19 protein-coding genes and 1 pseudogene are annotated in these 25,240 nt (G+C 71.5%); 10 read left to right on the top strand and 10 right to left on the bottom strand.

Going from position 1 to position 25,240, the window contains the following annotated elements; genetic code table 11:
- From ABD466_RS12055 to gcvPA, 3 genes are read right to left on the bottom strand one after another with little or no spacing between them, the layout of a single operon-like run.
- Positions 1-1,083, bottom strand: coding sequence for an ATP-NAD kinase family protein (locus ABD466_RS12055; RefSeq protein ID WP_344657069.1), 1,083 nt, complete (start codon positions 1,081-1,083; stop codon positions 1-3).
- A complete protein-coding gene (gene gcvPB, locus ABD466_RS12050; protein WP_344657068.1) occupies positions 1,080-2,651 on the bottom strand; it encodes an aminomethyl-transferring glycine dehydrogenase subunit GcvPB in 1,572 nt (523 codons plus the stop codon). The genes ABD466_RS12055 and gcvPB overlap by 4 nt, the downstream gene beginning before the upstream one ends.
- Positions 2,648-3,988, bottom strand: a complete 1,341-nt coding sequence (gene gcvPA, locus ABD466_RS12045) for an aminomethyl-transferring glycine dehydrogenase subunit GcvPA (RefSeq protein WP_344657067.1) — start codon at positions 3,986-3,988, stop codon at positions 2,648-2,650. The genes gcvPB and gcvPA overlap by 4 nt, the downstream gene beginning before the upstream one ends.
- A gap of 112 nt (positions 3,989-4,100) precedes the next feature.
- Here gcvPA and ABD466_RS12040 point away from each other — a divergent pair, with 112 nt between their 5' ends.
- From ABD466_RS12040 to ABD466_RS12020, 5 genes are read left to right on the top strand one after another with little or no spacing between them, the layout of a single operon-like run.
- On the top strand, positions 4,101-5,423 hold the full coding sequence (locus ABD466_RS12040) for an ABC transporter substrate-binding protein (RefSeq protein WP_344657066.1): 1,323 nt from the start codon (positions 4,101-4,103) through the stop codon (positions 5,421-5,423).
- 4 nt (positions 5,424-5,427) lie between these two features.
- A complete protein-coding gene (locus ABD466_RS12035; RefSeq protein ID WP_344657065.1) occupies positions 5,428-6,405 on the top strand; it encodes a carbohydrate ABC transporter permease in 978 nt (325 codons plus the stop codon).
- Positions 6,402-7,232, top strand: coding sequence for a carbohydrate ABC transporter permease (locus ABD466_RS12030; protein ID WP_344657064.1), 831 nt, complete (start codon positions 6,402-6,404; stop codon positions 7,230-7,232). The genes ABD466_RS12035 and ABD466_RS12030 overlap by 4 nt, the downstream gene beginning before the upstream one ends.
- Positions 7,229-9,241, top strand: a complete 2,013-nt coding sequence (locus ABD466_RS12025) for a beta-galactosidase (protein WP_344657063.1) — start codon at positions 7,229-7,231, stop codon at positions 9,239-9,241. The genes ABD466_RS12030 and ABD466_RS12025 overlap by 4 nt, the downstream gene beginning before the upstream one ends.
- Before the next feature lie 2 nt (positions 9,242-9,243).
- On the top strand, positions 9,244-11,406 hold the full coding sequence (locus tag ABD466_RS12020; RefSeq protein WP_344657062.1) for an MGH1-like glycoside hydrolase domain-containing protein: 2,163 nt from the start codon (positions 9,244-9,246) through the stop codon (positions 11,404-11,406).
- Positions 11,407-11,536: 130 nt separating this feature from the next.
- Here the strand turns inward: ABD466_RS12020 and ABD466_RS12015 are convergent, their stop codons facing one another.
- Positions 11,537-12,574, bottom strand: a complete 1,038-nt coding sequence (locus ABD466_RS12015) for an NB-ARC domain-containing protein (protein ID WP_344657061.1) — start codon at positions 12,572-12,574, stop codon at positions 11,537-11,539.
- 218 nt (positions 12,575-12,792) lie between these two features.
- Complete coding sequence (locus tag ABD466_RS12010; RefSeq protein WP_344657060.1) at positions 12,793-13,194, bottom strand: eCIS core domain-containing protein; 402 nt, start codon at positions 13,192-13,194, stop codon at positions 12,793-12,795.
- 161 nt (positions 13,195-13,355) lie between these two features.
- Between ABD466_RS12010 and ABD466_RS12005 the strand changes: the two genes are divergently transcribed.
- A complete protein-coding gene (locus tag ABD466_RS12005) occupies positions 13,356-13,760 on the top strand; it encodes a thioredoxin family protein (protein WP_344657059.1) in 405 nt (134 codons plus the stop codon).
- The gene (locus ABD466_RS12000) at positions 13,760-14,389 is read left to right on the top strand and encodes a class I SAM-dependent methyltransferase (protein ID WP_344657058.1); all 630 of its coding nucleotides are present in this window, start codon (positions 13,760-13,762) and stop codon (positions 14,387-14,389) included. The genes ABD466_RS12005 and ABD466_RS12000 overlap by 1 nt, the downstream gene beginning before the upstream one ends.
- Here the strand turns inward: ABD466_RS12000 and ABD466_RS11995 are convergent.
- On the bottom strand, positions 14,350-16,695 hold the full coding sequence (locus tag ABD466_RS11995; RefSeq protein ID WP_344657057.1) for a heavy metal translocating P-type ATPase: 2,346 nt from the start codon (positions 16,693-16,695) through the stop codon (positions 14,350-14,352). The genes ABD466_RS12000 and ABD466_RS11995 overlap by 40 nt on opposite strands.
- 23 nt (positions 16,696-16,718) lie before the next feature.
- Positions 16,719-18,146, bottom strand: a complete 1,428-nt coding sequence (locus ABD466_RS11990) for a hypothetical protein (RefSeq protein ID WP_344657056.1) — start codon at positions 18,144-18,146, stop codon at positions 16,719-16,721.
- Positions 18,147-18,228: 82 nt separating this feature from the next.
- Here ABD466_RS11990 and ABD466_RS11985 point away from each other — a divergent pair, with 82 nt between their 5' ends.
- Positions 18,229-19,227 (top strand): ArsR/SmtB family transcription factor, encoded by a 999-nt coding sequence (locus ABD466_RS11985; RefSeq protein WP_344657055.1) that lies wholly within the window; start codon positions 18,229-18,231, stop codon positions 19,225-19,227.
- 21 nt (positions 19,228-19,248) lie between these two features.
- Here the strand turns inward: ABD466_RS11985 and ABD466_RS11980 are convergent, their stop codons facing one another.
- The 3 genes from ABD466_RS11980 to ABD466_RS11970 all read right to left on the bottom strand — a co-directional run bounded on the left by ABD466_RS11980 (position 19,249) and on the right by ABD466_RS11970 (position 23,487).
- Positions 19,249-21,606, bottom strand: a complete 2,358-nt coding sequence (locus ABD466_RS11980) for an amino acid permease (RefSeq protein ID WP_425558631.1) — start codon at positions 21,604-21,606, stop codon at positions 19,249-19,251.
- Between the two features lie 88 nt (positions 21,607-21,694).
- Positions 21,695-22,393: a response regulator gene (locus ABD466_RS11975; protein ID WP_344657054.1), complete on the bottom strand. Its 699-nt coding sequence runs from the start codon at positions 22,391-22,393 to the stop codon at positions 21,695-21,697.
- The gene (locus ABD466_RS11970; protein ID WP_344657053.1) at positions 22,390-23,487 is read right to left on the bottom strand and encodes a sensor histidine kinase; all 1,098 of its coding nucleotides are present in this window, start codon (positions 23,485-23,487) and stop codon (positions 22,390-22,392) included. The genes ABD466_RS11975 and ABD466_RS11970 overlap by 4 nt, the downstream gene beginning before the upstream one ends.
- A 156-nt stretch (positions 23,488-23,643) precedes the next feature.
- Here ABD466_RS11970 and ABD466_RS11965 point away from each other — a divergent pair.
- Positions 23,644-24,732: pseudogene (locus tag ABD466_RS11965) on the top strand (chitinase); the annotation flags it as partial.
- A gap of 160 nt (positions 24,733-24,892) precedes the next feature.
- The gene (locus ABD466_RS11960) at positions 24,893-25,237 is read left to right on the top strand and encodes a VOC family protein (RefSeq protein WP_344657052.1); all 345 of its coding nucleotides are present in this window, start codon (positions 24,893-24,895) and stop codon (positions 25,235-25,237) included.
- Positions 25,238-25,240 lie beyond the last annotated feature (3 nt).

The following is a 25,240-nucleotide window of genomic DNA, read 5'->3' as shown; positions in this document are numbered from 1 at the left end:
TCATTGCCTTTCGAGGGGGTAGAGGGTGGTGCGGTGGTGCCCGGTGACGACCCGCAGGTAGGCGGGGAACTCATGATCCAGCTCGGGATCACCGGTATCAACGAGGAAGGGCCGGCCGCCGAGCGCGGCGAGCTTGGCCTCGGTGGCGACGACGTGCAGCCGGTCCAGGCCGACGCGCCGCAGCACCTCGGGGGAGAGCTGTTGGTTGCCGCGGCCGAGGAGGAAGCCCTGGCCGCCGATCGGAGTGACGGCGATGCGCGCGGGCGCGGGGGAGTCGGCGCTGACCAGCTTCAGCAGCTCGTCGCCCGAGACGTCGGCGGCGACGAGCCGCTTGTCCGCGAGCACGTTGACGCCGAGCACGGGGACGTCGACGCCCCAGAGGGCGGCGATCGCGCGCGTGGTCGTACCGGGCCCGAGCACGAGCGGGCCGCCCGGGCCGGCCAGGTCGAGCAGATCCGTGGCGATGCCGGAGACGGCGTCTGGGGTGATGCCGGAGCTGCCGGTCTTCCGCTGCTGAACCCGTGTCGGGATGTCGGGGACCCGCAGGTAGCCGAACAACTGTGTCGAGCCGTCGACGCGGTCGACGACCTCGGCGTCGCGCAGCCGCGAGGACGACGCCGCGACCTCACCGGCCGCGCGCGGGTTCACCGCGAACACGGCCGAGTGCATCTTCACCCCGGTCGGGACGCCGAGCACCGGCACCGTGGCGCCGACCGCTTCGAGGACGTCGCGCGCCGTGCCGTCACCGCCCGCGAAGAGCAGCAGCTCGACCTGCGGCGCCAGCAGGCGCGCCGCCGCGACCGTGTCGGCGGCCGACGTCGGGTCCCCGGGTGCGTAGACGACCATCGGGCTGAGACCGGCTTCGCGCGCCGCGTCCTCCCCCATCGCCCCGGCGGCCGTCAGCACCGCCGCGTCGGGCCGTCGCGAGCGCAGCTCCCGCAGAGCCACCGTGGCCCGCTCCCCCGCGCGCGCCACGGCCCCCAGCGCGAAGGCCCGTTCCTGGACCTCGGCGCCGTCGCTGCCCTTCAGACCGACCCGGCCGCCGACACCGGCGACCGGGTTGATCACGAGCCCGATCCTCACGCGAGCTTCCGCTGGTAGGCGCGCCACGTCACGGCCCAGGTCCCCGGGTCGTCGAGCGAGTCGCCCCTCATCTGGTGGATCGGCCCGTTGTGCGGCGCGGTGCGCACCGTCTCCGGGTCCTCGTAGGCCTCGCGGACGACCTCGGCGAGGATCGCGGCGTACTCGTCCAGGTCGGCCTGCGAGTACGACTCGGTCGGCTCCAGCGTCATCGGTTCCGGGACCAGATAGGGGTGGTGGCTGGTCCAGTAGTGGGTGCCGAAGTCGGCGACGCGGTAGCCGAGCTGCTCGGAGTGGATGCCGGTGTCGGCGTTGAGCTGCTCCCAGCTGTAGCGGGCCTGTTCGATGCGGCGCTGGCCCTCGGCGTAGGGCAGGGAGACGCCCCGGATCCGCAGCACCTTGGAGATCAGGTAGTTGTTGTTCAGGACGGCGGTCTCGGCGACGGCGCGCAGGCCCTCGCCGCCCAGCGCCATGATCCAGGCGTAGGCCCGGACCAGGTTCGGGACCACGCCGTAGAACGGCCGGATCTTGCCGACCGACTCCGGGCGGTCGTCGTCCAGGTGGTAGCGGCTGCCGTCGAACTCGACGGTCGGCCGCGGCAGGAACGGCGCCAGCGCCTCGGTGACCGCGCTGGCCCCGGCGGCGGGGCCGCCGCACATGTGCGGGGTGGAGAAGGTCTTGTGCAGGTTGAAGTGGCACAGGTCGAACCCGGCGTCGCGGGCCCGGGTGATGCCCAGGATGCCGTTGGCGTTGGCCTGGTCGTAGCAGCACAGGCCGCCGGCCTCGTGCACGATCCGGACGAACTCCTCGATCCTCGGGTTGAAGATCCCGGTGTCCTCGGGGTTGGTGATGAGCAGCGCGGCGGTGCGCGGGCCGACCGCGGCCTTGAGGGCCTCGATGTCGGGGTAGCCGTCGGCGTCCGGCATCAGGGTGATGACCTTGTAGCCGGCGGTCTTGGGGGCGGCGGCGTTGGTCGGGTGCGAGTACTGGGTGGTGATGACCTCGTCGCGGACGTCGCCCTCGCCGCGGGCGGCGTGGTAGGCGCGGATCATCGAGACGTTGGTGTAGATGGCCGAGGAGCCGGAGGCGGGCTGCAGGCTCACCCGGTCCATGCCGGAGATCTCCTTCAGCAGTCCTTCGAGCCGGTACAGGATCTCCAGCACGCCCTGCACGGTGCTCTCGTCCTGGAGCGGGTGCAGCTCGCTGATCCGCGGGTCGCGGACGAAGCCGTCGTTCACCTTCGGGCTGTACTTCATCGTGCAGGTGCCCTGGCCGACGTCGACGTTCAGGTCGACGCCGAGGTTCTCCTGCGACAGCCGCAGGTAGTGCCGCAGGACGTGCGGCTGCGACATCTCCGGCAGGCCCGGCGCCTCGGAGCGGCGCAGTCCGGCCGGCAGGTCGGGCACCGGCAGGTCCGGGACCGGGACGCCGACGCCGCGCTCGCCGGGGCTGGTCAGTTCGAAGATCAGCGGCTCGTCCCAGCGGGCCTGGTGGAAGCGGCGCAGCCGGGGCTTGGGCGCGATCCGGGCGTCGGCGGGCTCGACGGGGGTGCGGGGCGACGGCGCGCTCACTTGACGATCTCCTGGAGGGTGGCGGCGAGGCGGTCGACGTCCTCGCGGGTGTGGATCTCGGTGACGCAGTACAGGGCGTCGGTGTCGGACAGCGCCAGGCCGCCCTGGATGCCCTGCTCCAGGAGCAGGGTGTTGATCTCGGCCGCGGTGCGCTCGCCGGTGAACCGCAGCACGAAGTCGGCGAAGCTCACCTTGTCGCGGTTCGGCGCCTCGACGCCCGGGACCTCGGAGAGCCGTTCCTGGGCGTAGCGGGTCAGGGCGAGGATGGTCTCGCCGATCTCGCGCATGCCCTGCGGGCCCATCAGCGCCAGGTAGACGCCGGCCATGATGCCGTTCAGCGCGGCGGCGGTGCCGACCCACTCCTTGCCCTCCTCGCGCAGGGCGAACGAGGTGCGGTCGTAGAACACGTCGCCGAACCCGTATTCGCCCTCGACGACGGTCGGGATCACGCCGAACAGCCGTGACGGGAACTCCCGCACCAGCCGTTCCTCGTCCCGGGTGGCGATGAAGCCGGCGTTGCCGCCGCCGAAGCTCATGCGGATGCCCAGCGGCTGGATGTCGCCGCAGACGATGTCGGCGCCGTAGGCGGCGGGCGGGGCGACGGCGCCCAGCGAGATCGGGTTGCAGCCGACGACGAGCAGCGCGCCCACGGCGTGCGCCCGCTCGGCCAGCGACGGCAGCGCGGGGTCCAGGACGCCGTGGAAGTTCGGGGCCTCGATGTAGACGGCGGCGACGTCGGCGCCGACCACCAGGTCGGCGGTCTGCCAGCCGTCCTCGGTGCCGTCGAGGACCTCGACGTCGTGATCCGGCCGCACGAAGTCGACGATCTTGGACACCTTGTCCGGGTCGATCGGTCCGACCAGCAGCAGCCGGCGGCGCCCGGTGGCCCGCCCGGCCATCCGCAGGGCGGTGCCCGCGGCCTGGAAGCCGTCGTAGGTGGGGACGTTGACGACGTCCATCTCCAGCAGTTCGCCCATCAGCGACTGGTACTCCCACAGCGCCTGGAACCGGCCGTGGTCCTCGTAGGGCTCGCCGGCGTAGGCGGTGAGGAACTCGCTGCGGTTGGCGACCTCCTCCACGACGGCCGGGATGTGGTGCCGGTAGCAGCCGGCGCCGAGGAAGCTCAGCCGGGCCGGGATGTTGCGGGACAGCAGGTCGTCCATGTGCCGGACGAGTTCCGCCTCTGATCGCAACGGCGCGGGCAGGTCCAGCGGCCGGTGGAGGCGGATGGAGTCGGGGATGTCGGCGTAGAACTCCTCGACGCTCTCGGCGCCGATGGCCGCGAGCATGCGCCTTTTGATCTCGGGATCGCTGTTGGGGATGTAGGGGTGGCCCACAGGTCGCCTGCCTTCTCTTCTTTCCAAAACACCGGAAACTCTTGACGAACGGCCGTCATACAGTGTGCTGTATACAGCATTCAGTATTGCGGCAGAGGAGGGCTCGGTGTCAATGAGGACTTCACGGCGTTCTGCACTGCTCGCCGGTTTCGCGGCTTTGGCGGTCGCGGCGACCGGCGGGTGTGCGACCGGCGGCGGCAAGAAGGCGCCGGCGCCCACGATCAGTTCGGGGGCACAGGCGCAGGTGTCCGGGACCGTCACCATCTGGTCCTGGGACGTGGCGGCCAAGGCGCTCAAGCGCCTGGCGCCGGAGTTCGAGGCGAAGCACCCCGGCACGAAGATCGACGTGGTCGACATCGGCTACGACAACGCGTACGACAAGATCACGGTCGGGCTGAAGTCCGGCTCCGGGCTGCCGGACATCCTGCAGGTCGAGGGCCCGAAGATGCAGAGCTACATCGGCACCTTCCCCAACGGCTTCTACGACCTGAGCACGCTGGCGGCGCAGTACAAGAGCCAGTTCAACGCCGCGGCCTGGCGCACCGGCAGCGACGACAAGGGCAAGGTCCTCGCGCTGCCGTGGGACATCGGGCCCTGCGGTCTGTTCTACCGGACCGACATCTTCCAGCAGGCCGGCGTCGACCCCGCGTCGATCAAGACCTGGGACGACTACGTCGCGGCCGGCGTCCAGATCAAGGAGAAGACCGGCAAGAAGCTGCTCGTGGTGGACCCGACCGGGGACAGCACCTTCGGGATGATGCTCCAGCAGGAGGGCCAGGGCTACTTCAAGGACGGCAAGGTCGCGGTCAACACACCGGAGGCCGTGAAGGCCATGACCGTGATGAAGCAGCTGTCCGACAAGGGTCTGGTCGACTACGAGAAGGGCTGGGACGCGCTGGTCGCCGCCACCAAGGACGGCAAGGTGGCCACCACCCCGACCGCCGCCTGGTGGTCCGGCACCCTCACCGACGAGATGAAGGAGCTGCAGGGCAAGTTCAGCGCCATGCCGCTGCCGGCCTTCACCCCGGGCGGCATCCGCACCGCCAACAACGGCGGCTCGCTGCTGAGCATCTCGGCGCAGAGCAAGAACTCGGCGACCGCGTGGGCGTTCATGCAGTTCGCGCTGGCGGACTCGGCCAACCAGGTGTCGATGCTCAAGAACGAGGGCATCTTCCCCGCCTTCGATCCGGCGCTGTCCGACCCCTACGTCACCGCCCCGCAGGACTACTACGGGGGCCAGACCGTCTTCAAGACGTTCGCCGACCTCGCCAAGGACATCCAGCCGGTCGAGTACACCGGCGACTACTCCAAGGCGGGCGACCTGATCAACGACGCGACCACCGGGGTGATGCAGGGCGGCAAGGACCCGAAGGCGGCGCTCGACTCGGCGGCGCAGCAGATCGCCTCCGCCACCGGCCGGCAGACCGTCTCCTGACCTCATGGCCGTGGAAACCGTACCTCCTACGGCCAACGCCGGGCTCGCCCCCCAAGGGCGAGTCCGGCGCCGGGGCCGCAAGAGCTTCCGTGTAGTCCACTGGGCGTTCGCGGGCCCGGCCGCCGCCCTGTTCGTGGTCTTCTTCGCCTACCCGCTCTGCGCGAGCTTCTACCAGAGCTTCACGAACGACTCCGGGGGCGTGCAGACCTGGGCCGGCCTCGCGCAGTACCGGCGGATGCTGGACGATCCGATCTTCTGGAAGTCGCTGTACAACACCGGCCTGCTGCTGGTCTTCCAGGTCCCGCTGATGATCGGCCTGGCGCTGGTCCTGGCCTCGGTCCTCAACAACTCCTGGCTGCGTTTCAAGGGCACCTGGCGGATCGCGTTCTTCCTGCCGTCGATCACCATGCTCGTCGCCTACGCCGTGGTGTTCCGGGTGCTGCTCAAGACCGACGGCGGCATGATGAACCAGGTCCTGGGCTGGTTCGGAGTGAGCCCGGTGGACTGGCTGAACAACCCGGTGTGGGCCCGGGTGTCGCTGATCGGCACCATCACCTGGCGCTGGACCGGCTACAACGCCGTGATCCTGCTGGCGGGCCTGCAGGCCATCCCCCGCGAGCAGTACGAGGCGGCGGCCATCGACGGCGCGGGGCCGTGGACCACGTTCCGCAAGGTCGTGGTGCCGCAACTCCGGCCGGTGATCCTGTTCTGCTCGATCACCTCCACGATCGGCACGCTCCAGCTGTTCGACGAGAACTTCGTGCTGACCAAGGGTGGCCCGGACAACGCCACCATGACGCCGGTCCTCTACCTCTACAAGGTCGGCTTCGACCAGATGGACTTCAGCTACGCCTCCGCGATCGCCTGGGCGGTGGTGCTCATCATCGGCGTGCTGTCGGTCATCCAGTTCCGGTTCTTCGGATCCTCAGAGAGAACAGCGAAGGACGCGAGAGCAACGCGATCGGAAAGGGGAGGCAAGTGACCCTGAACCCCCACGCGCTCCGGCGCCTCGTCGTCTTCGCCGTCCTGGCCGTCGGCGCCTTCATCAGCGTCGTGCCGTTCTACTGGATGATCGTCGCGGCCACGCACAGCAACGACGAGCTCTTCCACTCCCCGCCGCCGTTCGTCCCCGGCGGGCACCTGATCACGAACCTGAAGGCGCTGGAGGAGTCGATCGGCTTCACGCGCGTGATGGTCAACAGCCTCGCCGTCGCCGTGATCTACACCCTCGGCAGCGGTCTGATATCGGCGATGGCCGGCTACGGCCTGGCCAAGTACCGGTTCCGCGGCCGCGGACTGCTGCTGGGCCTGGTACTGACCACGATGATGGTGCCGTTCCAGGTGCTGCTCGTCCCGCTGTTCCAGATGATGTCGAACCTCGGCTGGGTGAACAGCTACCAAGCGGTGATCGTGCCGTTCCTGGCCAACTCCTTCGGCATCTTCCTGATGCGGCAGGCGTTCCTGGACTTCCCCGACGAGCTCATCGAGTCGGCGCGGATCGACGGGTCCGGCGACATCCGGACCTTCTACCGGATCGTCCTGCCGGTCGTGAAGCCGCAGCTCGGCGCCCTGGCCATCTTCACGTTCATGAGCCAGTGGAACGCCTTCCTGTGGCCGCTCCTGATGCTGAACTCCGAAGACAAGTACACCGCTCCGGTGGCGCTCTACACCCTGGTCGGCGGAACGCACGTGGACTACTCGGGCCTGATCCTCGGCTCGTTCCTGGCCACGTTGCCCCTGATGGCCATCTTCTTCATCTTCCAGAAGCAGTTCGTGTCGGGGCTGCTGGGAGGGGCGGTCAAGGGATGATCACCCGCGTCGAGGGACTGCTCTACGGAGCGGACTACAACCCGGAGCAGTGGCCGGAACCCGTGTGGGAGCGGGACGCGAAGCTCATGCGGGAAGCCGGCGTGAACATCGTGACGCTGGGCGTGTTCTCGTGGGCCCGGCTGCAACCCTCCGAACAGGAATGGGACTTCGGCTGGCTCGACCGGCTCATGGACCTCTTCCACGCCCACGGGATCGCCGTCGACCTGGCCACCGCCACGGCCTCACCGCCGGCCTGGTTCGTGCGTCAGTACCCGCGGACGCTGCCGGTCACCGCCGACGGCGTGCGTCTGGAGTTCGGATCGCGGCAGCACTATTGCCCCTCGTCGCCGGTCTACCGTGCGGCCGCGGCACGCCTGGCCCGAACCATCGCCGAACGGTACGGGAAGCACCCGGCACTGGCGCTGTGGCACATCCACAACGAGTACGGCGACCACGTGACGGAATGCTTCTGCGAGGAGTCCGCCCGGGACTTCCGACGCTGGCTGCGGGACCGCTACGGCGACGACATCGAGCGCCTGAACTTCGCCTGGGGCGCCGAGTTCTGGGCCCAGCGCTACTCGGACTTCGAGCAGATCGAACCGCCCCGGACCGCCCCCGGACCGGTGAATCCGGGCCAGCTGCTGGACTGGCGACGGTTCAGCTCCGCCGCCCTGCTCGCCTGCTTCCTCACGGAGCGGGCCGTCCTGAAGGAGGTGACGCCAGAGGTCCCGGTCACGACGAACTTCATGTCGATGATGAAGGACCTCGACTACTGGAACTGGGCCGAGCACGAGGACCTGGTGTCCGACGACGCCTACCCGGATCCGGCCGATCCGACGGCCCACGTGCCGGCCGCGATGAACTACGACCTGATGCGGTCGCTCGGCAAGGGCCGGCCCTGGCTGCTGATGGAACAGGCACCGTCGGCGGTGAGCTGGCGGGCGGTCAACGTGCCGAAGCCCCCGGACCTGCGGCGACTGTGGTCGCTTCAGACGGTGGCACGCGGGGCGGACGGGGTCCTGCACTTCCAGTGGCGCGCGTCGCGGGCCGGGGCGGAGAAGTTCCACAGCGCCCTGCTCCCCCACGGCGGGACCGAGTCCCGGGGATGGCGCGAGACGGTCCGGTTCGGCGGCGAGCTCCAGCGGCTCGCGGAAGTCGCCGGCAGCCGGTCCGAGAGCGCGGTCGCCATCATCCTGGACTGGAACTCGTGGTGGGCGCTGGAGGCGGAGGACCACCCGTCGGCCCGGATACGGCTCAAGGAGCAGATCCTGAGCTGGTACTCGGTGCTGCACGCCCGGAACGTGGCAGTGGACTTCGTCCCGCCGAACGGCGAACTGGCCGGATACCGGCTGGTGCTGGCGCCCAACCTGTACTCGGTGAGTACGCACGACGCGGAACGGCTGACCCGCTACGTCCACGAGGGCGGGCGGCTGGTCTGCGGGTTCTTCAGCGGGATCGTCGACGAGCTCGACCACATCCACCAGAGCACCGACGGGCTCGACGGCGGCTATCCGGGGCCGCTGAAGGGACTGCTCGGGGTCGCCGTGGATGAGTGGTGGCCGGTTCCCGACGACGAAGCCGTCGAAGTGGAGATCGGTGGCCGGATCCACAAGGCCGCGCGCTGGAGTGAGTGGCTGGACGCGACCACGGCTTCGGTCGTGGGGACGTACAGCTCCGGACCGCTCGCCGGCCGGCCGGCGGTGACCCGCAACGCCTTCGGAGCCGGTGCGGCTTGGTATGTGAGCTGCGATCTCGGCACCGGGATCGCAGCGGTACTCGACGAGGCCCTCACCGCCGCCGGGGTCGGACCGGTGCTCGCCGACCTGCCGGCCGGAGTCGAGGTCACCTGCCGCCGGTCGGACTCCCACTCGTATTACTTCCTGCTCAACCACAACGACTGCGAGGTCTCCCTGGCCGCCGTGCCCTCCGGCACGATCGACCTGCTGACCGGCAGCCGCCCCTCCCATCTGGCCGCGCATGGTGTCGCGGTCATGAAGCAAGGAAGGTGAAGATGTCCCGTTCAGTGCGAGCTGTGGCCGTGCTGGCGCTCGGCGCGAGTTGTGCGATTCCCCCTACGGCGGCGCAGGCCGCCACTCCGGATCTGCTCACGTCGTACGCCGACGTGCTGAACCTCCAGGGGGTGCCGAACACGGCGCTGCCAGGGGATCCGGACACTGATGTGAACCCGATCGGGGTGTTCGCCGACCGCGGTGCGTGGCATGCCTACGCGCTGCCGAAGGTCGGTGACACCGGTTCTTATGGCGCTTTCACCGGACCGCTGTACGTCGCGCAGGAGTATCCGTGGTGGCTGAGCAAGGGGATCAGCCACCTGACGCTTTCCGAGGGCGGGCAGGCGATCGACCTGTCGAAGGCCACCAATCCGGTCTTCACCTCGCTGCCCGGCCTACTGCGCCAGAGCTTCGACGTCGACGGCCTGCGCGTCACGATGGAGCTGCGGTACGCCAGCGACCGGACGGCCCTGGTGCAGGCCTTCGTCGAAGACACGAGCGGCCGGGCTCGGACACTCGCTGCGGGGTGGACCGGGTCGCTGCTGCGCGCGGACGACGAGCCGATGAAGAGCGCTCCCTCGTTGCAGGCGACGTCGAGCGGCGTCGCGGTCGGGTTCGCGAAGGTGCGCGAGACGTGGGACTACCTGACCGACGGGACCGAGAAGTTCCAGGTGACCCACGCCGAGCCGGTGACGACGTCGGTAGCCGGGGACACCTACACCACGTCCCTGAATGCGCCGCTGGCACTGGGGCCGCACGGCCGGCGGGCTCTGACGTGGACCGAGTCGTTCACGTTCACCGCTTCGGACCACGCCTCCGAGCAGTCGGTGATCGCGCGCACGCTCGAAGCGCCCTCCGCCGTGGTCGCGGACGACGACCGCCGGTGGCGCGGCTACGTCGCGGCCGCCACCCGGGGCGTCCCCGACAGCCCGGACCGGCGGCTGGCGGTGAAGTCCGTGGAGACACTGATCACCAACTGGCGCAGCGCGGCCGGGGCGCTGCGGCACGACGGCGTGACACCGTCCATCTCCAACAAGTGGTTCAGCGGCCTCTGGGCGTGGGACACATGGAAGCAGGCGGTCGGAACAGCGGTGTTCGACCCGTCCCTGGCCGAGTCCCAGATCCGGTCGATGTTCGACTACCAGGTCACGACCTCCGATCCGGACCGGCCGCAGGACGCCGGCATGATCCCCGACTGCATCTTCTACAACGACCCGGCGCACGGCGGCGGAAACTGGAACGAGCGCAACTCGAAGCCGCCGCTGGCCGCCTGGGCCGTGTGGGAGATCTACCAGCGGAACGGCGACGTCGGCTTCCTGCACGAGATGTATCCGAAGCTGGTCGCGTACCACGACTGGTGGTACCGCAACCGGGACCACGACCACGACGGCCTGGCGGAGTACGGCTCGACGATCGACCCGTCGAACGCCGCCGACGAGGACAAGCGGCAGGCCGCGGCGTGGGAGAGCGGGATGGACAACGCCCCGCGCTTCGACGCGGCGCTGGGCGCCGGGGTGGTGACGAACACCGACGCCGCCGGCACGCCGGTCGGCTACTCCCTCACCCAGGAGTCCGTCGACCTGAACTCCTACCTGGCGGCGGAAAGCAGCATCCTGGCACAGATGGCCGACCGGCTGGGCCACCCCGCCGACGCCGCCCGGTTCCGCGCCTCCGCGACCGCGACGACGACCGCGGTCCAGCAGAAGATGTACGACCCGGCCACCGGCTGGTTCTACGACACCTCCCTGTCCACCGGCCGACCGCTGTCCGACCGCGGCCGAGGCATCGAGGGCGCCATCCCGTTGTGGGCGGGCGTCGCGACGAAGGACCAGGCGGCCGCGGTCCGGTCGAAGCTGGTGGCGCCGACCGAGTTCAACACGCGGATGCCGTTCCCGACGGTCGCGGCGAGCTCTCCGTACTACCAGCCGACCGGCTACTGGCGCGGCGCGGTGTGGATGGACCAGGCGTACTTCGCGCTCGAAGGCCTCAAGCGCTACGGCTACACCGCGGACGCCAAGGACCTGACGGACAAGCTCCACGCGAACGCCGCCGGGATGCTCGGCGACGGTCCGCTCATGGAGAACTACAACCCGACCGACGGGGCCGCGATGAACTCGCGGGGCTTCAGCTGGTCGGCGGCGTTGTTGCTGGCGTTGGAGCACTGAGCTCGGACGCTCGGCGGTAGTCGCCGGACGTGGGCCTCGGTCGGGTTCTCGCCGGCCGAGGCCCCCAGCATCTTTCGCGCTACCAGGCGTGACGCGGCCGGTCGCAGTAGCCCTGTGCGACGTGTGCCAGTCAGGTCCGCCACGCGGCCAGGTCGTCGGCGAGCAGGTCGTCGGCGAGCAGGGGTTCGGCGGCCGCGGGCGCGGAGAGGAGGCGAGCCGGGTCGGGCATGCGATACCGACCAGACGCGTATCGCTGCACCAGACGCGCTTCCTGCGGATCGCACAGCGCGGGATGCAGCCGTGACGGTGACAGCGGCAGTGAGGGTGAGGGTGCCGGTGTGCTGAGACTGGTCGTCGCCGGGATCCCGATGCCGTCGGCGAGCACCGCCAGCGGCACCGCGGGCTGAGTCAGGGCACGAGCAGCCACGCCGCTGACCGCGAGCGGCAGGCCGGCGCAGCGCTTCGCCAACTCGGCCACGGCGTCGGCCTCCGCGGCGGTGCGTTCCTCGCCGAGGTGGCAGGCGAACAGAGCGTGCGCCTCAGCCGATGTCAGCGCTCCCAGTTCCAGCGGAACCGCGCCGTACTTCACGAGCAGGCTCGGCAGGTGCTGCCGGCTGGTGAGCAACACCGTGCTCTTCGCACTGCCCGGCAGCAGCGACTCGACCTGGCCCGGGTCGCGGACGTCGTCCAAGAGGAGCAGCATCCGGCGGCCGGCCAAAAGGCTACGGTACAGTCCGACCCGGCCATCCGCGGTCGTCGGGACGTCCGCGGGCGCGACGCCCAACGCGGCCAGGAACCCCCGCAACGCGGTCTGCGCGGACATCGGCTGCCCGGCGGGGTCGAAACCGCGCAGGTCGACGTACAGCTGGCCGTCGGGGAAGCGGTCGAGGTTGCGGTGCGCCCACTCCAAGGCCAACCACGTCTTCCCGATGCCGCCGACCCCGCCGATGGCGCAGATCATCGGCGTGCCGCTCGAGCCTCCCGGGCGATCGGTGCCCTGCTCATCGAGCAACGCGGTCAGCCGAGCCGCTTCCCGCGCCCGCCCCACGAACCACCGCGGAGCCGTCGGCAGTTGGTGCGGTGTCGGCACCGGCACCGCGACGCGCTGCCCGGCGGCCCACTCCTCCACCGATCCCAGCAACCGGAACCGCACCCCGGCAGCGTCCATGTCCCATCACCCGGCCGTACCCATAAAATCAGAGGTCTGATAACACGATCCAGGGTACTGGATCTTCAGCCGTACATCGGCCCGCCGGCCTGAGCCTTCATCTGCGCCGCCGACAGCGCCTACCCGTACGCCCGGACATCACGCACCGCGGCACCCGGCAACCGTCTGGCCGTGCAGCTCGGCCGCGGCCAACCGCGCGGCGGCGCTCGTGAGGAACGTCAGATAGTTGGGATACCCGGTGAGCTGTGCACAGCGCCGGCCACGAAGGCGTCGGCGAAGCGGTCGGCGGCGGCTTCCGCCTCGCCGAAGTCACGGATCTCGGCGTCCGCCTGCTGCACCGCGTGGGCGACCTCGTGGGCCGGCAGGTGCCACCCGGCGACGGTGTCGGGCCGGTGGGCGCCGTCCCGGAAGAAGATCCCCGCCCCGGACGCGATCGCGCCGGCGCCGTGGGCGCGGGCGACGGCGTCGGCGGCCGCGCCGGTGTGGATCCGCAGGGCGGCCAGCTTCGCGCCCAGCACCCGCTCCAGATCGTCGCCCAGCTCAGCGGGCAGTGCGCCGCCCTCGCGGGGGGCCTTCCAGGCCTGCGCCAGCAGGGATCGTGCCGAATCCGTGGTCCGCATGGGGATCGCCTCCTGGCGCCTGTGTGGGATGTGGGGCACCTAGAAGAGCGCGACGGTTCCGCGTTACGTACACGCGGGCTGGAATATCCGGGGAAGCACTGCGGGTTATACCCTGCGGGGTATCCGACCGAGGGCCCCCTGACCAGCGAGGAGGCACGGCTGTGGCCGTCGTGGAACTGACCAAGGACACCTTCACCGACGCCGTCGAGGGCGAGGGCATCACCCTCATCGACTTCTGGGCGGACTGGTGCCCGCCGTGCCGCGCGTTCGCGCCGGTCTACGAGAAGGCCGCCGCCAAGCACGGGGACCTCACCTTCGGCAAGGTCGACACCGAGGCCGAGCAGGAGCTCGCGATGGCGTTCGAGATCCGCTCGATCCCGACCCTGATGATCGTGCGCGACGGCGTCACCCTGTACGCGCACCCCGGCGCCCTGCCGGAGGCGGCGCTGGAGGACCTGATCGCGCAGGCCCGCGCGCTGGACATGGACGAGGTGCGCAAGGCGCTGGCCGAGAAGGACGCCGCCGGGACCGCCCGGGCCGGCGACACCGAGAGCGCCGCGGTCTGATGGCGCCCTCCGAGGACCGCGAGCTGTGGGAGGCGCGGTACGGCGCGGCCCGGTCCGTCTGGGGCTGGGCGCCGAACCGCTTCGTGGCCGAGGTCCTCGGCCCGCTGAGCCCGGGCCGCGCGCTGGATCTGGCGTGCGGCGAGGGCCGCAACGCGCTGTGGCTCGCCGACCTCGGCTGGCGGGCCACGGCCGTCGACTTCTCCGAGAACGCGCTGACGCGGGGGCGGGCGCAGGCCGCGGAGCACGGACTGGACGTGGAGTGGGTCGCCGCGGACGTGCTGGAGTACCGGCCCGAGCCCGCCGCCTACGACGCGGTCGTGATCGCGTACCTGCATCTGGGCCCCGACAAGCTCGGCACCGTGCTGCGGCACGCGGAGGCCGCGCTGGCGCCCGGCGGGACGCTGGTCGTGGTCGGCCACGACGTGACGAACATCGCCGACGGCGTGGGCGGGCCGCAGGATCCTGCGATCCTGCTGACCCCGGAGCTCGTCACGGAGCGGCTGAGCGGTCTGCGCGTCACGCGCGCCGAGCGCGTCCACCGGCAGACCGACCTCGCCGCGCAGCCCGCGATCGACACGCTGGTGGTGGCTCAGGCGGCCGGTTCCGCGGTGTCGGCCAGCGACAGGTAACTCTCTTCCTCCTGCAGCGTGTGCAGTCGTAGCACCGCGTAGAGGCCGTAGAGGGTGAGCCGGAGTGAGGCGATGTCGGCGGCGTCGAGATCGTCGCGGAGGACCAGCGTTCCCAGGGTCCTGATCTGGTTCTGGATCTCGACGTGGGCCCGGCTCATGGTCGCCATGGGATCGACGCCGCCGAGGGCCTCGGCCATCGCCGGATAGAGCAGTTCCTCCTCGGCCTCCTCGTGGGGCAGCACGTCCTCGACCAGGTCCCGGTGGAGCTGCCGGACGCGGCGCAGATCGTCCCGGGAGGGCCGGTCGGCCAGTTCGTCGGCGACGGCGCGCATCCGGTCCAGGACCGCCCACACGGCGGTGTGCTCGGCGGCGAAGCGCCGGGCCAGCTCCTGCGTGCGGTCGTCGAGCCGGACCGCGTCGTCGGCGGGACGCAGGACCCTGAGAGCGTTGAGGATGGCCGCCAGGTCGATGCCCTCCTGGAGCAGCGCGCCCCAGGCGGCGGGCAGGTGGCCGAGGGCGGCGGCGAGCATCGCCAGGCCGGACAGCGCCATGCCGCCGCCCGCGCTCTGCAGGGCGATGCGCTTGGTGCGGCGGGCGACGGCCTTCGCCTCGGCCAGGCGCTCCAGGCGGTCGACGGTGAGCACCACGTCCGCGGCCTCGGAGGAGGCGGTGGTGCCGCCGGCGCCGACGGCCACGCCGACGTCGGCCAGCGCCAGGGCCGGGGCGTCGTTGACCCCGTCGCCGACCATGCCGGTGACCGCCCGGGCCTGCTCGGTCCGCACCAGCCCCGCCTTGGACTCCGGCGTGCACTCGGCGAAGACCTCGTCGACGCCGGTGACCGAGCCGACCGCCTCGGCGACCGGGCGGCGGTCCCCGGTGGCCATGACGACCCGCGTGATGCCGCCGCGCCGCAGGGCCCGGACGGTGCGGGCGCTGTCCGGCCGCACCGGATCGTCGAACAGCAGCACCCCGACGGCGCGACCGTCGACGCCGACGAAGACGGTGAGGGCGCCGTCGGCGTCGGAGCGGCGGCGGGCGGTCTCGGCCCAGTGGGCCCGGCCGGGATCCCCGGCGAAGGCGGCTTTGCCGATGTGGACCTCGTGGCCGTCGACGCGCCCGCGCATGCCCTGGCCGGTGACCTCCTCGACGTCCTCCGGCGCGGAGAGGGCGAGCCCGCGTTCGTGGGCGGCGCGCACGACCGCGGCGGCCAGGACGTGCGCGGAGACCTGGTCCAGCGAGGCGGCCAGGCGCAGCACCTCACCGGGCGCGACGTCCTCGGCCGTGATCACGCCGCCGAGGGCGGGGCGGCCGGCCGTGAGCGTCCCGGTCTTGTCGACGATCAGGGTCCGCACGTCGGCGAGCCGCTCCAGCACGCCGCCGCCCTTGACCACGACGCCGCGCCGCGCGGTGAGCGACAGCCCGGCGACCATCGCGACCGGCACCGCCAGGATGAGCGGGCAGGGCGTCGCGACGACGAGCACCGCGACCGCGCGGCTCGCCTCCCCGGACGACGCCCAGGCCAGCGCGCACACGACCAGCGTCGCCGGCAGGAACCAGGCGGCGATCCGGTCCGCGACCCGCACCGCCGGCGCCTTCGCCCGCTCCGCCTCGCGCACCAGCCGCAGGATGCCGGCGTAGGTGCCGTCGGCGGCGGTGGAGACCGCGCGCAGGTCGAACGCCGCGCCGGCGTTGACCACACCGCTGCGCAGCCGGTCGCCGCTCCAGTACTCCACCGGCAGCGGCTCCCCGGTGAGCGCCGACTCGTCGACGACGGCCGTGGCGGTGGCCAGCGCGCCGTCGACGGGCACCACCTCGCCGGTGCCGACGATGACGACGTCGCCCGGCTGGACGGCCTCGGCCGGGACGGTCTCGACGCCCGGGGCCGCGCCCCGTCCGCCTCCCGGTCCGGGTTCGGCGGGGACCCGCCGCCGCACCGTCCGCGGCGCCCGTTCCAGCAGAGCCCGCAGGTCGCGCCGGGCGCGCCCGGCGGCGGCCGTCTCCAGCGCCCGTCCGCTCGCCAGCATCACGGTGATCAGGGCGCCGGCCAGTTCCTCGTGCACCAGCAAAGTGCCGATCAGCGCGAGCAGCGCGATGACGTCGGCGCCGAGGCGCTTCCGGCGCAGCGCGCCGACGACCCAGGCCAGCGAGCAGAGCGCGCCGAGGACCGCGACCCCGCCCCAGATCCACCGGGCCGCGCCGTGCGCCCCCGCACACCAGGCGATGCCGCCCGCCGCCAGGCCGCAGAGGGCGGCGGCCAGGATCAGCTGGTCGGAGTGGCTCCGGAGCCGGGATCGCGTGTCCTCCACGAACCTCTATTTCAACATGTTGACTACCGGGGGCCGCGGAGGAAGGGCGCCGGCCGCGTGTCGACGAACGCCGACGGCACCGTGGCCGTGCCCTCCTGGAAGTAGCTCCACATCTGCCGGTAGTCCGGCCCGAACGCGCCCGCCGCCGTGTTCAGCGCCGCGGCCCCGGTGTCCGGCCACTGCCCGGTGCCGACCCGCGCGATCAGCGCCTGGAGGGCCGCGAGCTCCTCCGCGCCGGTGAAGAAGCAGTGGTTGGCGCGCGCCACGAACGCCTGTCGCAGCAGTCCCGAGCGTCCGGTCCGGGCCGCCGCGTCGGCGTAGCTGCGCTCGTTGCCGACCGGGGCGATCCCGTCGCCGGTGTCGTGCAGCGTCAGGGTGGGGACGCCGATCCGGCCGGTGATCGAGCCCTGCACCGCCAGGGCCGCCACGGCTCCGGCATCGGGCGCGACCCTCGGGCCGCCGTTCAGCGCGGTGAGGTCGGCGTCGAGCGCGGCCTGCCCGCCGGCGCCGTCCGCGGCGTAGGCCTGGGCGACCAGGTCCCGGGTGGCCGACGACGCCAGCTGGGTCCGGTAGTCCACTCCGATGTTCCACGACGGGTTCCCGCCGAGGCGGGCCTCGGTGTCCGCGCGTCCGCTCCCCCACAGGAACCCCGGCACCTCGTAGGCCAGGTACGCGACCAGGTTGTCGACGCGGTCCCCGAGCGCGGTCGGTTCCGGGGCGAGCGAGTCGGCCCAGTCCGGGATGTCCGCGAGCGCCCCGGCCAGGGCCAGCCGGGCGCGGGTGCGCGGGTCGGGGGCCTGCCAGGCCGTCATCAGCTGCCCGATCGCCTTCGCCTGGTTGGCGTCCGGCTCACCGATGTGGGCGATCTGCACGGGCGTCGTCGGCCACACCAGGGTGTTGAGGGTGTAGGCGGCGTCCAGCAGGGCGTTGAAGTTCGCGGTCGGCCCGGCGGTCTCCCCGCACATCGGCAGGGCGCCGTCGAACGCCGGCGCGGCGCGCTCGGCGAGTTGGGCGGTGAGCTGCCCGCCGAGCGACCGGCCCCACACGAGGGTGGTCGTGGGACGCCCGACGTGGGCCCGGAACCAGGTCAGCAGGGCCAGGTCGGCGCCGACGGCCTCCGGGGTCGGATACGCGACGTTCGCGTAGTGGATCCCGGCCAGCGCGTAGCCGTGGGCCAGCAGCCAGGCCTTGACCTCGGCGTGGTCGGGGTCGGCGTCCTGGGCGGTGCTCACCCCGGGGTCGAAGGCGTGGTTCCAGAGCAGGAGCGTGCCGTTCCACTGCGGGGGGACGTCGACCACATACGGTGCTCCGTTCAGCGTGCCTGTCAGGGCGCCGGTCGTGCCGGTCGTGCCGGTCGCCGTCCTCGCCTCCGCCGCGCCCCCGGTGCCCACGCCCGCGGCGGTCAGCGCCAATGCGGCGGCCAGGCCGGTCGCCGCCCGTTTCTTCCTCATCGCAACCTCCCGTGTCAGCCGGCTCGTCTTCCAGCCAACGGCGCCGCGCCCGCCGCGGCCATGAATTCGAACGGGATCGAAGATGATCAGGATCCAGTTGCGCGCCGACGGCCTGGCCCGCTCGCGCTTCGCCCTGTCACCGCTGGGCGAGACGGTCCACCTGCTGCTGGCCGCGGCGGGCGGCACCGTCCCGCGTCCGCTGCGCGCCCCGTTGCGGGACGCGGTGCTGGCCCACCGCCTGGACCTGCTGGCGGCGCTGCTGCGTGTGGAGCCGGGGGCCGGGCACTACGTCCCGGACTTCCTGACCCCGCCCGCGCCCCGGTTCGAGAACTCCGCCGACGACGAGCTGCACGCGATCGCCACCACCCCGGGCTGGCGCGTCGCGGGCGAGCTGGCGGTGGCGGCCGACGGCCGGGTCGCCAGACTGGTGGGACGCGAGCTGCCGCGGGTGCTGCACACGGCCCTCGACGCCGGGGAGGCCCACGTCGCCGCGCGGTTGGCCGAGGAGCTGCAGCAGGTCTGGATCCACGTCCTGGCCCCGCATTGGCCGCGTCTCAGGGCTCGTATGGAGGCGGATGTGATGCTGCGGCTGCGCACCGTCGGCGAGCACGGGTTCGGCGCGGCGCTGGACGGGCTGAGCCCGAAGGTCGACTGGCACGGCGACACGCTGCGGGTCCGTTCGACGTTCGAGACGACGGTGCCGGAGCGGTCGGTGGTGCTGCTGCCGAGCGTGTTCACGCCGCGGGTGGCGTGCGTCATCGACACGATGACCACGTTCCCGGGCCGCGGATGCGCGATGACCGCGGCCGAGAAACGGATACGGCGGTCGGCGATGCTGTTCTATCCCGTGGGCGGCAAGGGCCCGGGCACGGCGCCGGAGCCGCGGCGTCCGGCCGAGCTGATCGGCCGGACGCGAGCGCGGATCCTGGCCGCGACGGCGACTCCGGCGACGACCGGAGAGGTGGCGGGACGGTTGCGGCTGAGCCCGTCGACCGTGTCGTACCACCTGCAGATCCTGCATCGCGCCGGATTGGTGCGGCGGACGCGGGACGCGCGGTCGGTGCTCTATCAGTCGCTGTGAGACTCAGCCGCGTGACGCTCCTCAGTCCGCGGCCGAAGGCCGCAGCTCGTAGATCGGGTTGAAGACGGCGCGCCGCCCGCCGGTCGTCGTGACCCGCCCGCGCACCACGATCCGCCGGCCCGGCACGATGCCGGGGATCTCGCGGCGCCCGAGCCAGCTCACGGTGACCGAGCCGGTGCCGTCGAACAGGTCCGCTTCGAGCACCGGGACGCCGGCGCGCGGGCGCAGGCGCACCGTGCGCAGCGTCCCGGCCAGGCACACCTGCTGGCGGTCGGGGCAGTCGGCTATCGGGGTCGCGCCGGAAGGCGTCACGGCCTCGGACAGGGACGCGGCCTCCAGCTCGGAGTTCTCCAGCGTCAGCGTCTGCAGGCGGGTGCGCTGGCGCGGCGGCCGGGGCTTGGTCATGGCACTCGTCTGGAAGGAGGCGGCCTGCGCCTGCGCCTTCGCGCGCTCGATGCGGGCCGTCGCGGACTGCAGCTGGTAGGGCACCGCCGCGACCACGACGCGGCGCTGGAACAGCAGCCGGCTCTTCAGGCGCAGCGCGGACTGGTTGTGCAGCACCTGCTCCCACCAGTGGCCGAGCACGTACTGCGGGATGTAGACGGTGACCACGTCGTCCGGGTTCTCGGAGCGGAGCCGCTTGACGTACTCGATGATCGGCCGCGTGATCTCGCGGTACGGCGAGTCGATCACCGTCAGCGGCACCGGGATGTTCCGCCGCTCCCACTCCGCCTTCAGGGCCTCGACCTCGGCGTCGTCCAGGTGCACGGTCACCGCTTCGAGGCGGCTGGGGCGGGTGGCGCTGGCGTAGCCGAGGGCGCGGAGGGTCGGCAGGTGGAGCTTGGAGACCAGGACCACGGCGTGGTTGTTCGCCGGCAGGCTCACCCGGGTCTCGTCCTCCATCAGCGCCAGCTCGCGGGCGACGGCCGCGTAGTGCCGGTTGATGCCGCGCATCACGAGCCAGATGACCGGCATCGCCAGCACCACGATCCACGCGCCCTTGGCGAACTTGGTGACCAGCACGATCACCAGGACCGCGGCCGTGACCCCGGCGCCGACGGCGTTGATCACGCGGGAACGCATCATGCGGCGGCGGGCCACGACGTCGGCGGTGTCCTTCAGGAGCCGGTTCCAGTGCCGGATCATTCCGGTCTGGGAGCAGACGAAGGACACGAACACGCCGACGATGTAGAGCTGGATCAGCCGGGTCGGGGAGGCGTGGAAGGCCACCACCAGCAGGGTCGCGAAGCCGGCCAGCAGGATGATGCCGTTGGAGAACGCCAGCCGGTCGCCGCGGGTGTGCAGCTGGCGCGGCAGGTAGCCGTCCTTGGCCAGGATCGAGCCGAGCACCGGGAAGCCGTTGAACGCGGTGTTCGCGGCGAGCACGAGGATCAGCGCGGTCACGACCTGCAGCAGGAAGAACATCGGCGAGGAGCCGCCGAACACCGAGCGCGAGACCTGCGCGATGACCGTGCGCGGCTCCTGGCCGGCGGGCAGGCCGCTGAGGTTGGCGGCGTCGGCGGCGTGCACGTGGCCGGCGAGGGCGAGCGCGGTGACGCCGGCGAACATGGCGACGGCGATGCCGCCCAGCATGGCCAGCGTGGTGGCCGCGTTCTTGCTCTTCGGCGGCTTGAACGCCGGCACGCCGTTGCTGATCGCCTCGACGCCGGTCAGCGCGGTGCAGCCGGAGGCGAACGCGCGCAGCAGGAGGAAGACCAGCAGCACACCGTTGTAGTGGGTGGTGTTGACGATCTGGTAGTGCTCGCTCTCGGCGTGCAGGCCGCTCCCGAACACGATGCGTGCCAGACCGGTCACGATCATGATGCCGACGGCGGCGACGAAGCAGTACGTCGGCACCGCGAACGCCGTCCCGGACTCCCGGACGCCGCGCAGGTTCAGCAGCGTGATGACCGCGATGACCGCGACGGAGATCAGCACGACGTGGTCGTTCAGCGCGGGGAAGGCCGAGGCCAGGTTCGCGACGCCGGAGCTGACCGAGACGGCGACGGTGAGGATGTAGTCGACCATCAGCGCACTGGCGACGGTGAGCCCGACCTTCGGGCCCAGGTTGGTGGTGGCGACCTCGTAGTCGCCGCCGCCGGAGGGATAGGCGTGGACGTTCTGCCGGTAGGAGGCGACGACCACCAGCATCAGGAGGCCGACCGCCAGGGCGATCCACCAGGTGAAGTGGAGGAGGGCCAGGCCCCCGGCGGAAAGGACGAGGAGGATCTCCTCGGTCGCGTACGCGACCGACGAGAGCGCGTCGGACGCGAAGACCGGGAGCGCGATCTTCTTCGGGAGGAGGGTCTCGCCGAGCATCTCGTTGCGCATCGGCCGGCCGACCATGACCCGTTTGGCTATCCCCAAGGCACTAGGCACGACCGCGATGCTACGGGGGTGTTTTCGTCAGCGCACTAGTGGGTGGGAGAAAAATGCTCACGGATCGCTCACGGATCGCTCACGGATATCAGGGCTGAAACCGGTAACCCATCCCCGGCTCGGTCAACAGCTGCCGCGGACGCGACGGTTCCGGCTCCAGCTTCTGCCGCAACCTGGAGAGGTAGAACCGGAGATAGCTGCTCTCCGGTTCGTGCTCGGTGCCCCAGACCTGCGCCAGGAGTTGCTTACTGGACACCAGGCGGCCGGGGTGGCGCAGCAGGGTCTCCAGAACCGCCCACTCGGTGCGCGTCAGGCGGACCGTCTCGGGCGCGTCCTCGGGCGCGCCGGGCGCACGACGGACCGTGTGGGCTGCCAGGTCGACCAGGTGATGGCCGACCGGCACCACCGGGCCCGCGGGGTCCTCCGGTTCGGAGCGGCGGAGGAGGGCCCTGATGCGCGCGGCGAGTTCGTCCATGGAGAAGGGCTTGGTGACGAAGTCGTCGGCGCCCGCGTCGAGGGCCTCGACCTTGTCCCACGGTTCGGTGCGGCCGGAGAGCACCAGGATCGGCACGGTCGACCAGCCGCGGAGGCCGGCGATGACCTGCACGCCGTCCAGGTCCGGGAGTCCGAGGTCGAGGACGACCAGGTCCGGGGGCCGGCGGGCGGCGGAGGACAGACCCGCGGCAGCGTCGGCGGCGACCGCCACGTCGTAGCCGCGGGACGTGAGGTTGATGCGGAGGGCGAGGAGGAGCTGGGATTCGTCGTCGACGACCAGGATGCGCTTCACCGGGTGCCGTCCTCCTCAGGGGTGGTCGCTGAGCCGGCGGGGAGAGCCACCACCATCGTGAGGCCGCCGCCGGGCGTGTCCTCGGGGTGGACGGTGCCGCCCATCGCTTCGGTGAGGCCGCGGGCGAGAGCCAGACCGAGGCCGAGGCCGGCGGCGTTGTCGCGGTCGCCGAGGCGCTGGAACGGGCGGAAGACGCGTTCGCGGTCGGACGGCGGGATGCCGGGGCCGTGGTCGATCACCCGCACCTCCACGATCGGGGCGCCGGTGACGGGAGACGCCGTGCCCGCCACGGATATCTCGATCGGTGAGGTGGTGTGCTTCACGGCGTTGCCGATCAGGTTGGCCAGGACGCGTTCCAGCAGCGCGCCGTCGGCCCTCGCCGGCGGCACCTCCGCCGCCGGCGGCCGCAGGGTGACGCGGCCCGGCGAGGCGGGCACGTCGTCGACGGCGCGCGGGAGCACGTCCTCGGCCGCTACCGGCTCCAGGTGGGGCTTCAGAGCGCCGGACTGCAGGCGGGACATGTCGAGCAGATCCTCCACCAGGCGGGTCAGGCGGCCGAGGGAGTCGTGGGCGGCGCCGAGCAGCTCGGTGCGGTCGGCGTCCGACAGGTCGAACGCGGGGTCGCGGAGGGTGTCGACGGAGGCGCGGGCTGCGGCCAGCGGCGCCCGCAGGTCGTGGGAGACGGCGGTGAGCAGGGCGGTGCGCATCCGGTCGGCGGCCTCCAGCTGGGCGGCCTCGGCGGCGGCCTGGGTGGCCCGCCGGGACAGCTTGCCCGAGTACTCGACGACGGAGGCGACGGTGATCGCGACGATCACGAAGGCCACCAGCGCGATCACATCGTCGGCACCCGAGATCCGGAACGTGTGGACCGGGGAGATGAAGTAGTAGTCCATCAGCAGCGAGGTCCAGATCGCCGCGACCAAGGCGGCCACCATGCCGCACAGGCGCGCGATGGCGACCAGGGCCACCAGATAGACGAGCACCTGGCTGCTCAGGTTCAGCCGCTCCGTCAGGCCGGACAACACCACGGTGAGCACCGGCGGCACGACGGCCGCGGCTGCCACGCCTCGGCGGCGTCGTCCCAAGTCGCGCATGGTGAGCAGCATATTGCGCGCGCCGCACACCCTTCGACGAGTCCGGTGGCGGCCGGGCGGACAGGGTATTGACGGGCTGTCGCGGGCGGCCTACTCTGCGCGGACAGAAGCGTTAGTTAACTTAACTAACCGCCCTCCCCAAGGAGATCCGCAGCCATGACAGAGCTCTCCGCACCCCGCCCCGCCGGACGCCGCCGGGGCTTCCGGCTGGCCGCCGCGGCCGTCGCCACCTCCACCGCGGCGCTCGGTGTGACGCTGACCGCGGGCGCGACATCCGCGCAGGCCAGCCCGGCCGGCACGGTCAGCACGGTCGCCGCGGCGGCGCTGCCGGCACACGTCTTCGCCCCCTACTTCGAGGCGTACACCGGGGACGACCCGGCGACGATCGCGCAGAACTCCGGCGCGAAGTACCTGTCGATGGCGTTCGTGCAGACCAGCAAGTCCGGGTCCTGCACCGTCTACTGGAACGGCGACACCGGCCAGCCCATCGGCTCCACCTTCGCCTCCTCGATCAGCACCATCCGCTCGCGCGGCGGCGACGTCATCCCGTCCTTCGGCGGCTACACCGCCGACACCACGAACACCGAGATCGCCGACAGCTGCACCAGCGTCTCATCCATCGCCTCGGCGATCGAGAACGTCGTCAGCAAGTACAACCTGCACCGCATCGACTTCGACGTGGAGCAGGACTCGCTGACCAACAAGGCCGGCATCGACCGGCGCAACAAGGCCCTGAAGCAGGTCGAGGCGTGGGCCTCGGCGGCGGGCCGGTCGCTGCAGGTCTCCTACACGCTGCCGACCAACACCGACGGCCTGGACTCCGGCGGCAAGTACGTCCTCAGCAACGCCAAGTCCAACGGCACGCGGGTCGACGTCGTCAACATCATGACCTTCGATTACTACACCGGCGGCTCGCACGAGATGGCCCAGGCCACCGAGACCGCGGGCGCCGGGCTGGAGAGCTACCTGCACTCGCTGTACCCGACGAAGACCACCGCGCAGCTGTGGGCGATGGTCGGCGTCACCGAGATGCCCGGCATCGACGACTACGGCAAGGCCGAGACGTTCACCGAGGCCGACGCGACCACCGTGCTGAACTGGGCCCAGAGCAAGGGCGTTAACGAGATCTCGATGTGGGCTTCGCAGCGCGACAACGGCGGCTGCGTGGGCAAGGCCGGCGCCGACAACTGCTCGGGCATAGCGCAGACCACCTGGTACTTCAGCAAGAAGTGGGAGCCGTTCACCAGCTGATCCCGGTCGACGTCCGGAGGTCCACGGCCGGCGCGTGGATCTCCGGTCCGCCGGGCGCGAGCCGCGTGGAAACGGCGTGAGGAAGCCCGGATGGAGCGTGAGGATCACGTGAGAACCCCTGGCTCCGAAGCCGGGCCGGGCTTTGGCTGGGACCATGGCGACATCCGTCCCGATCCTGCCCAGTGCCGACCTGGAACGCACCCGCGCGTTCTACTGTTTCCTGGGTTTCACGGTCGTGGACGCCGCCGACGACTATCTGCGCCTGCGCTACGACGACGCCGAGGCCCACTTCTACCCGGCTCCGGACATCGATCCCGAGACCAACGCCGGCGGCTGGTACCTGCGGGTCGAGGAGCCCGAGGAACTGCGCGAGAAGTGGCTCCACGACGGCCTGGAGTGCCTGGACGTCCCGGTGCCGGCGGTCTACGGGCCGACGCTGTTCGCGGTCGTCGACCCGGACGGCGCGATGGTGCGCGTCGGGCGGACCGGCTCCATGTGACGC

It is taken from the genome of Catenulispora subtropica (genome assembly GCF_039531675.1).
GTDB classification, from domain to species: Bacteria; Actinomycetota; Actinomycetes; order Streptomycetales; family Catenulisporaceae; genus Catenulispora; species Catenulispora subtropica.
This window is presented reverse-complemented; position numbering and strand designations above follow the sequence as displayed.

Coding starts and splice junctions, on each gene's coding strand:
- ABD466_RS12025 (WP_344657063.1), top strand. CDS start 7,229: ATGATCACCCGCGTCGAGGGACTGCTCTACGGAGCGGACTACAACCCG.
- ABD466_RS11990 (WP_344657056.1), bottom strand. CDS start 18,146: ATGAGGAAGAAACGGGCGGCGACCGGCCTGGCCGCCGCATTGGCGCTG.
- ABD466_RS12015 (WP_344657061.1), bottom strand. CDS start 12,574: ATGGACGCTGCCGGGGTGCGGTTCCGGTTGCTGGGATCGGTGGAGGAG.
- ABD466_RS11985 (WP_344657055.1), top strand. CDS start 18,229: ATGATCAGGATCCAGTTGCGCGCCGACGGCCTGGCCCGCTCGCGCTTC.
- ABD466_RS12010 (WP_344657060.1), bottom strand. CDS start 13,194: ATGCGGACCACGGATTCGGCACGATCCCTGCTGGCGCAGGCCTGGAAG.
- ABD466_RS12040 (WP_344657066.1), top strand. CDS start 4,101: ATGAGGACTTCACGGCGTTCTGCACTGCTCGCCGGTTTCGCGGCTTTG.
- ABD466_RS12035 (WP_344657065.1), top strand. CDS start 5,428: ATGGCCGTGGAAACCGTACCTCCTACGGCCAACGCCGGGCTCGCCCCC.
- ABD466_RS12020 (WP_344657062.1), top strand. CDS start 9,244: ATGTCCCGTTCAGTGCGAGCTGTGGCCGTGCTGGCGCTCGGCGCGAGT.
- ABD466_RS11960 (WP_344657052.1), top strand. CDS start 24,893: ATGGCGACATCCGTCCCGATCCTGCCCAGTGCCGACCTGGAACGCACC.
- ABD466_RS12000 (WP_344657058.1), top strand. CDS start 13,760: ATGGCGCCCTCCGAGGACCGCGAGCTGTGGGAGGCGCGGTACGGCGCG.
- ABD466_RS11970 (WP_344657053.1), bottom strand. CDS start 23,487: ATGCGCGACTTGGGACGACGCCGCCGAGGCGTGGCAGCCGCGGCCGTC.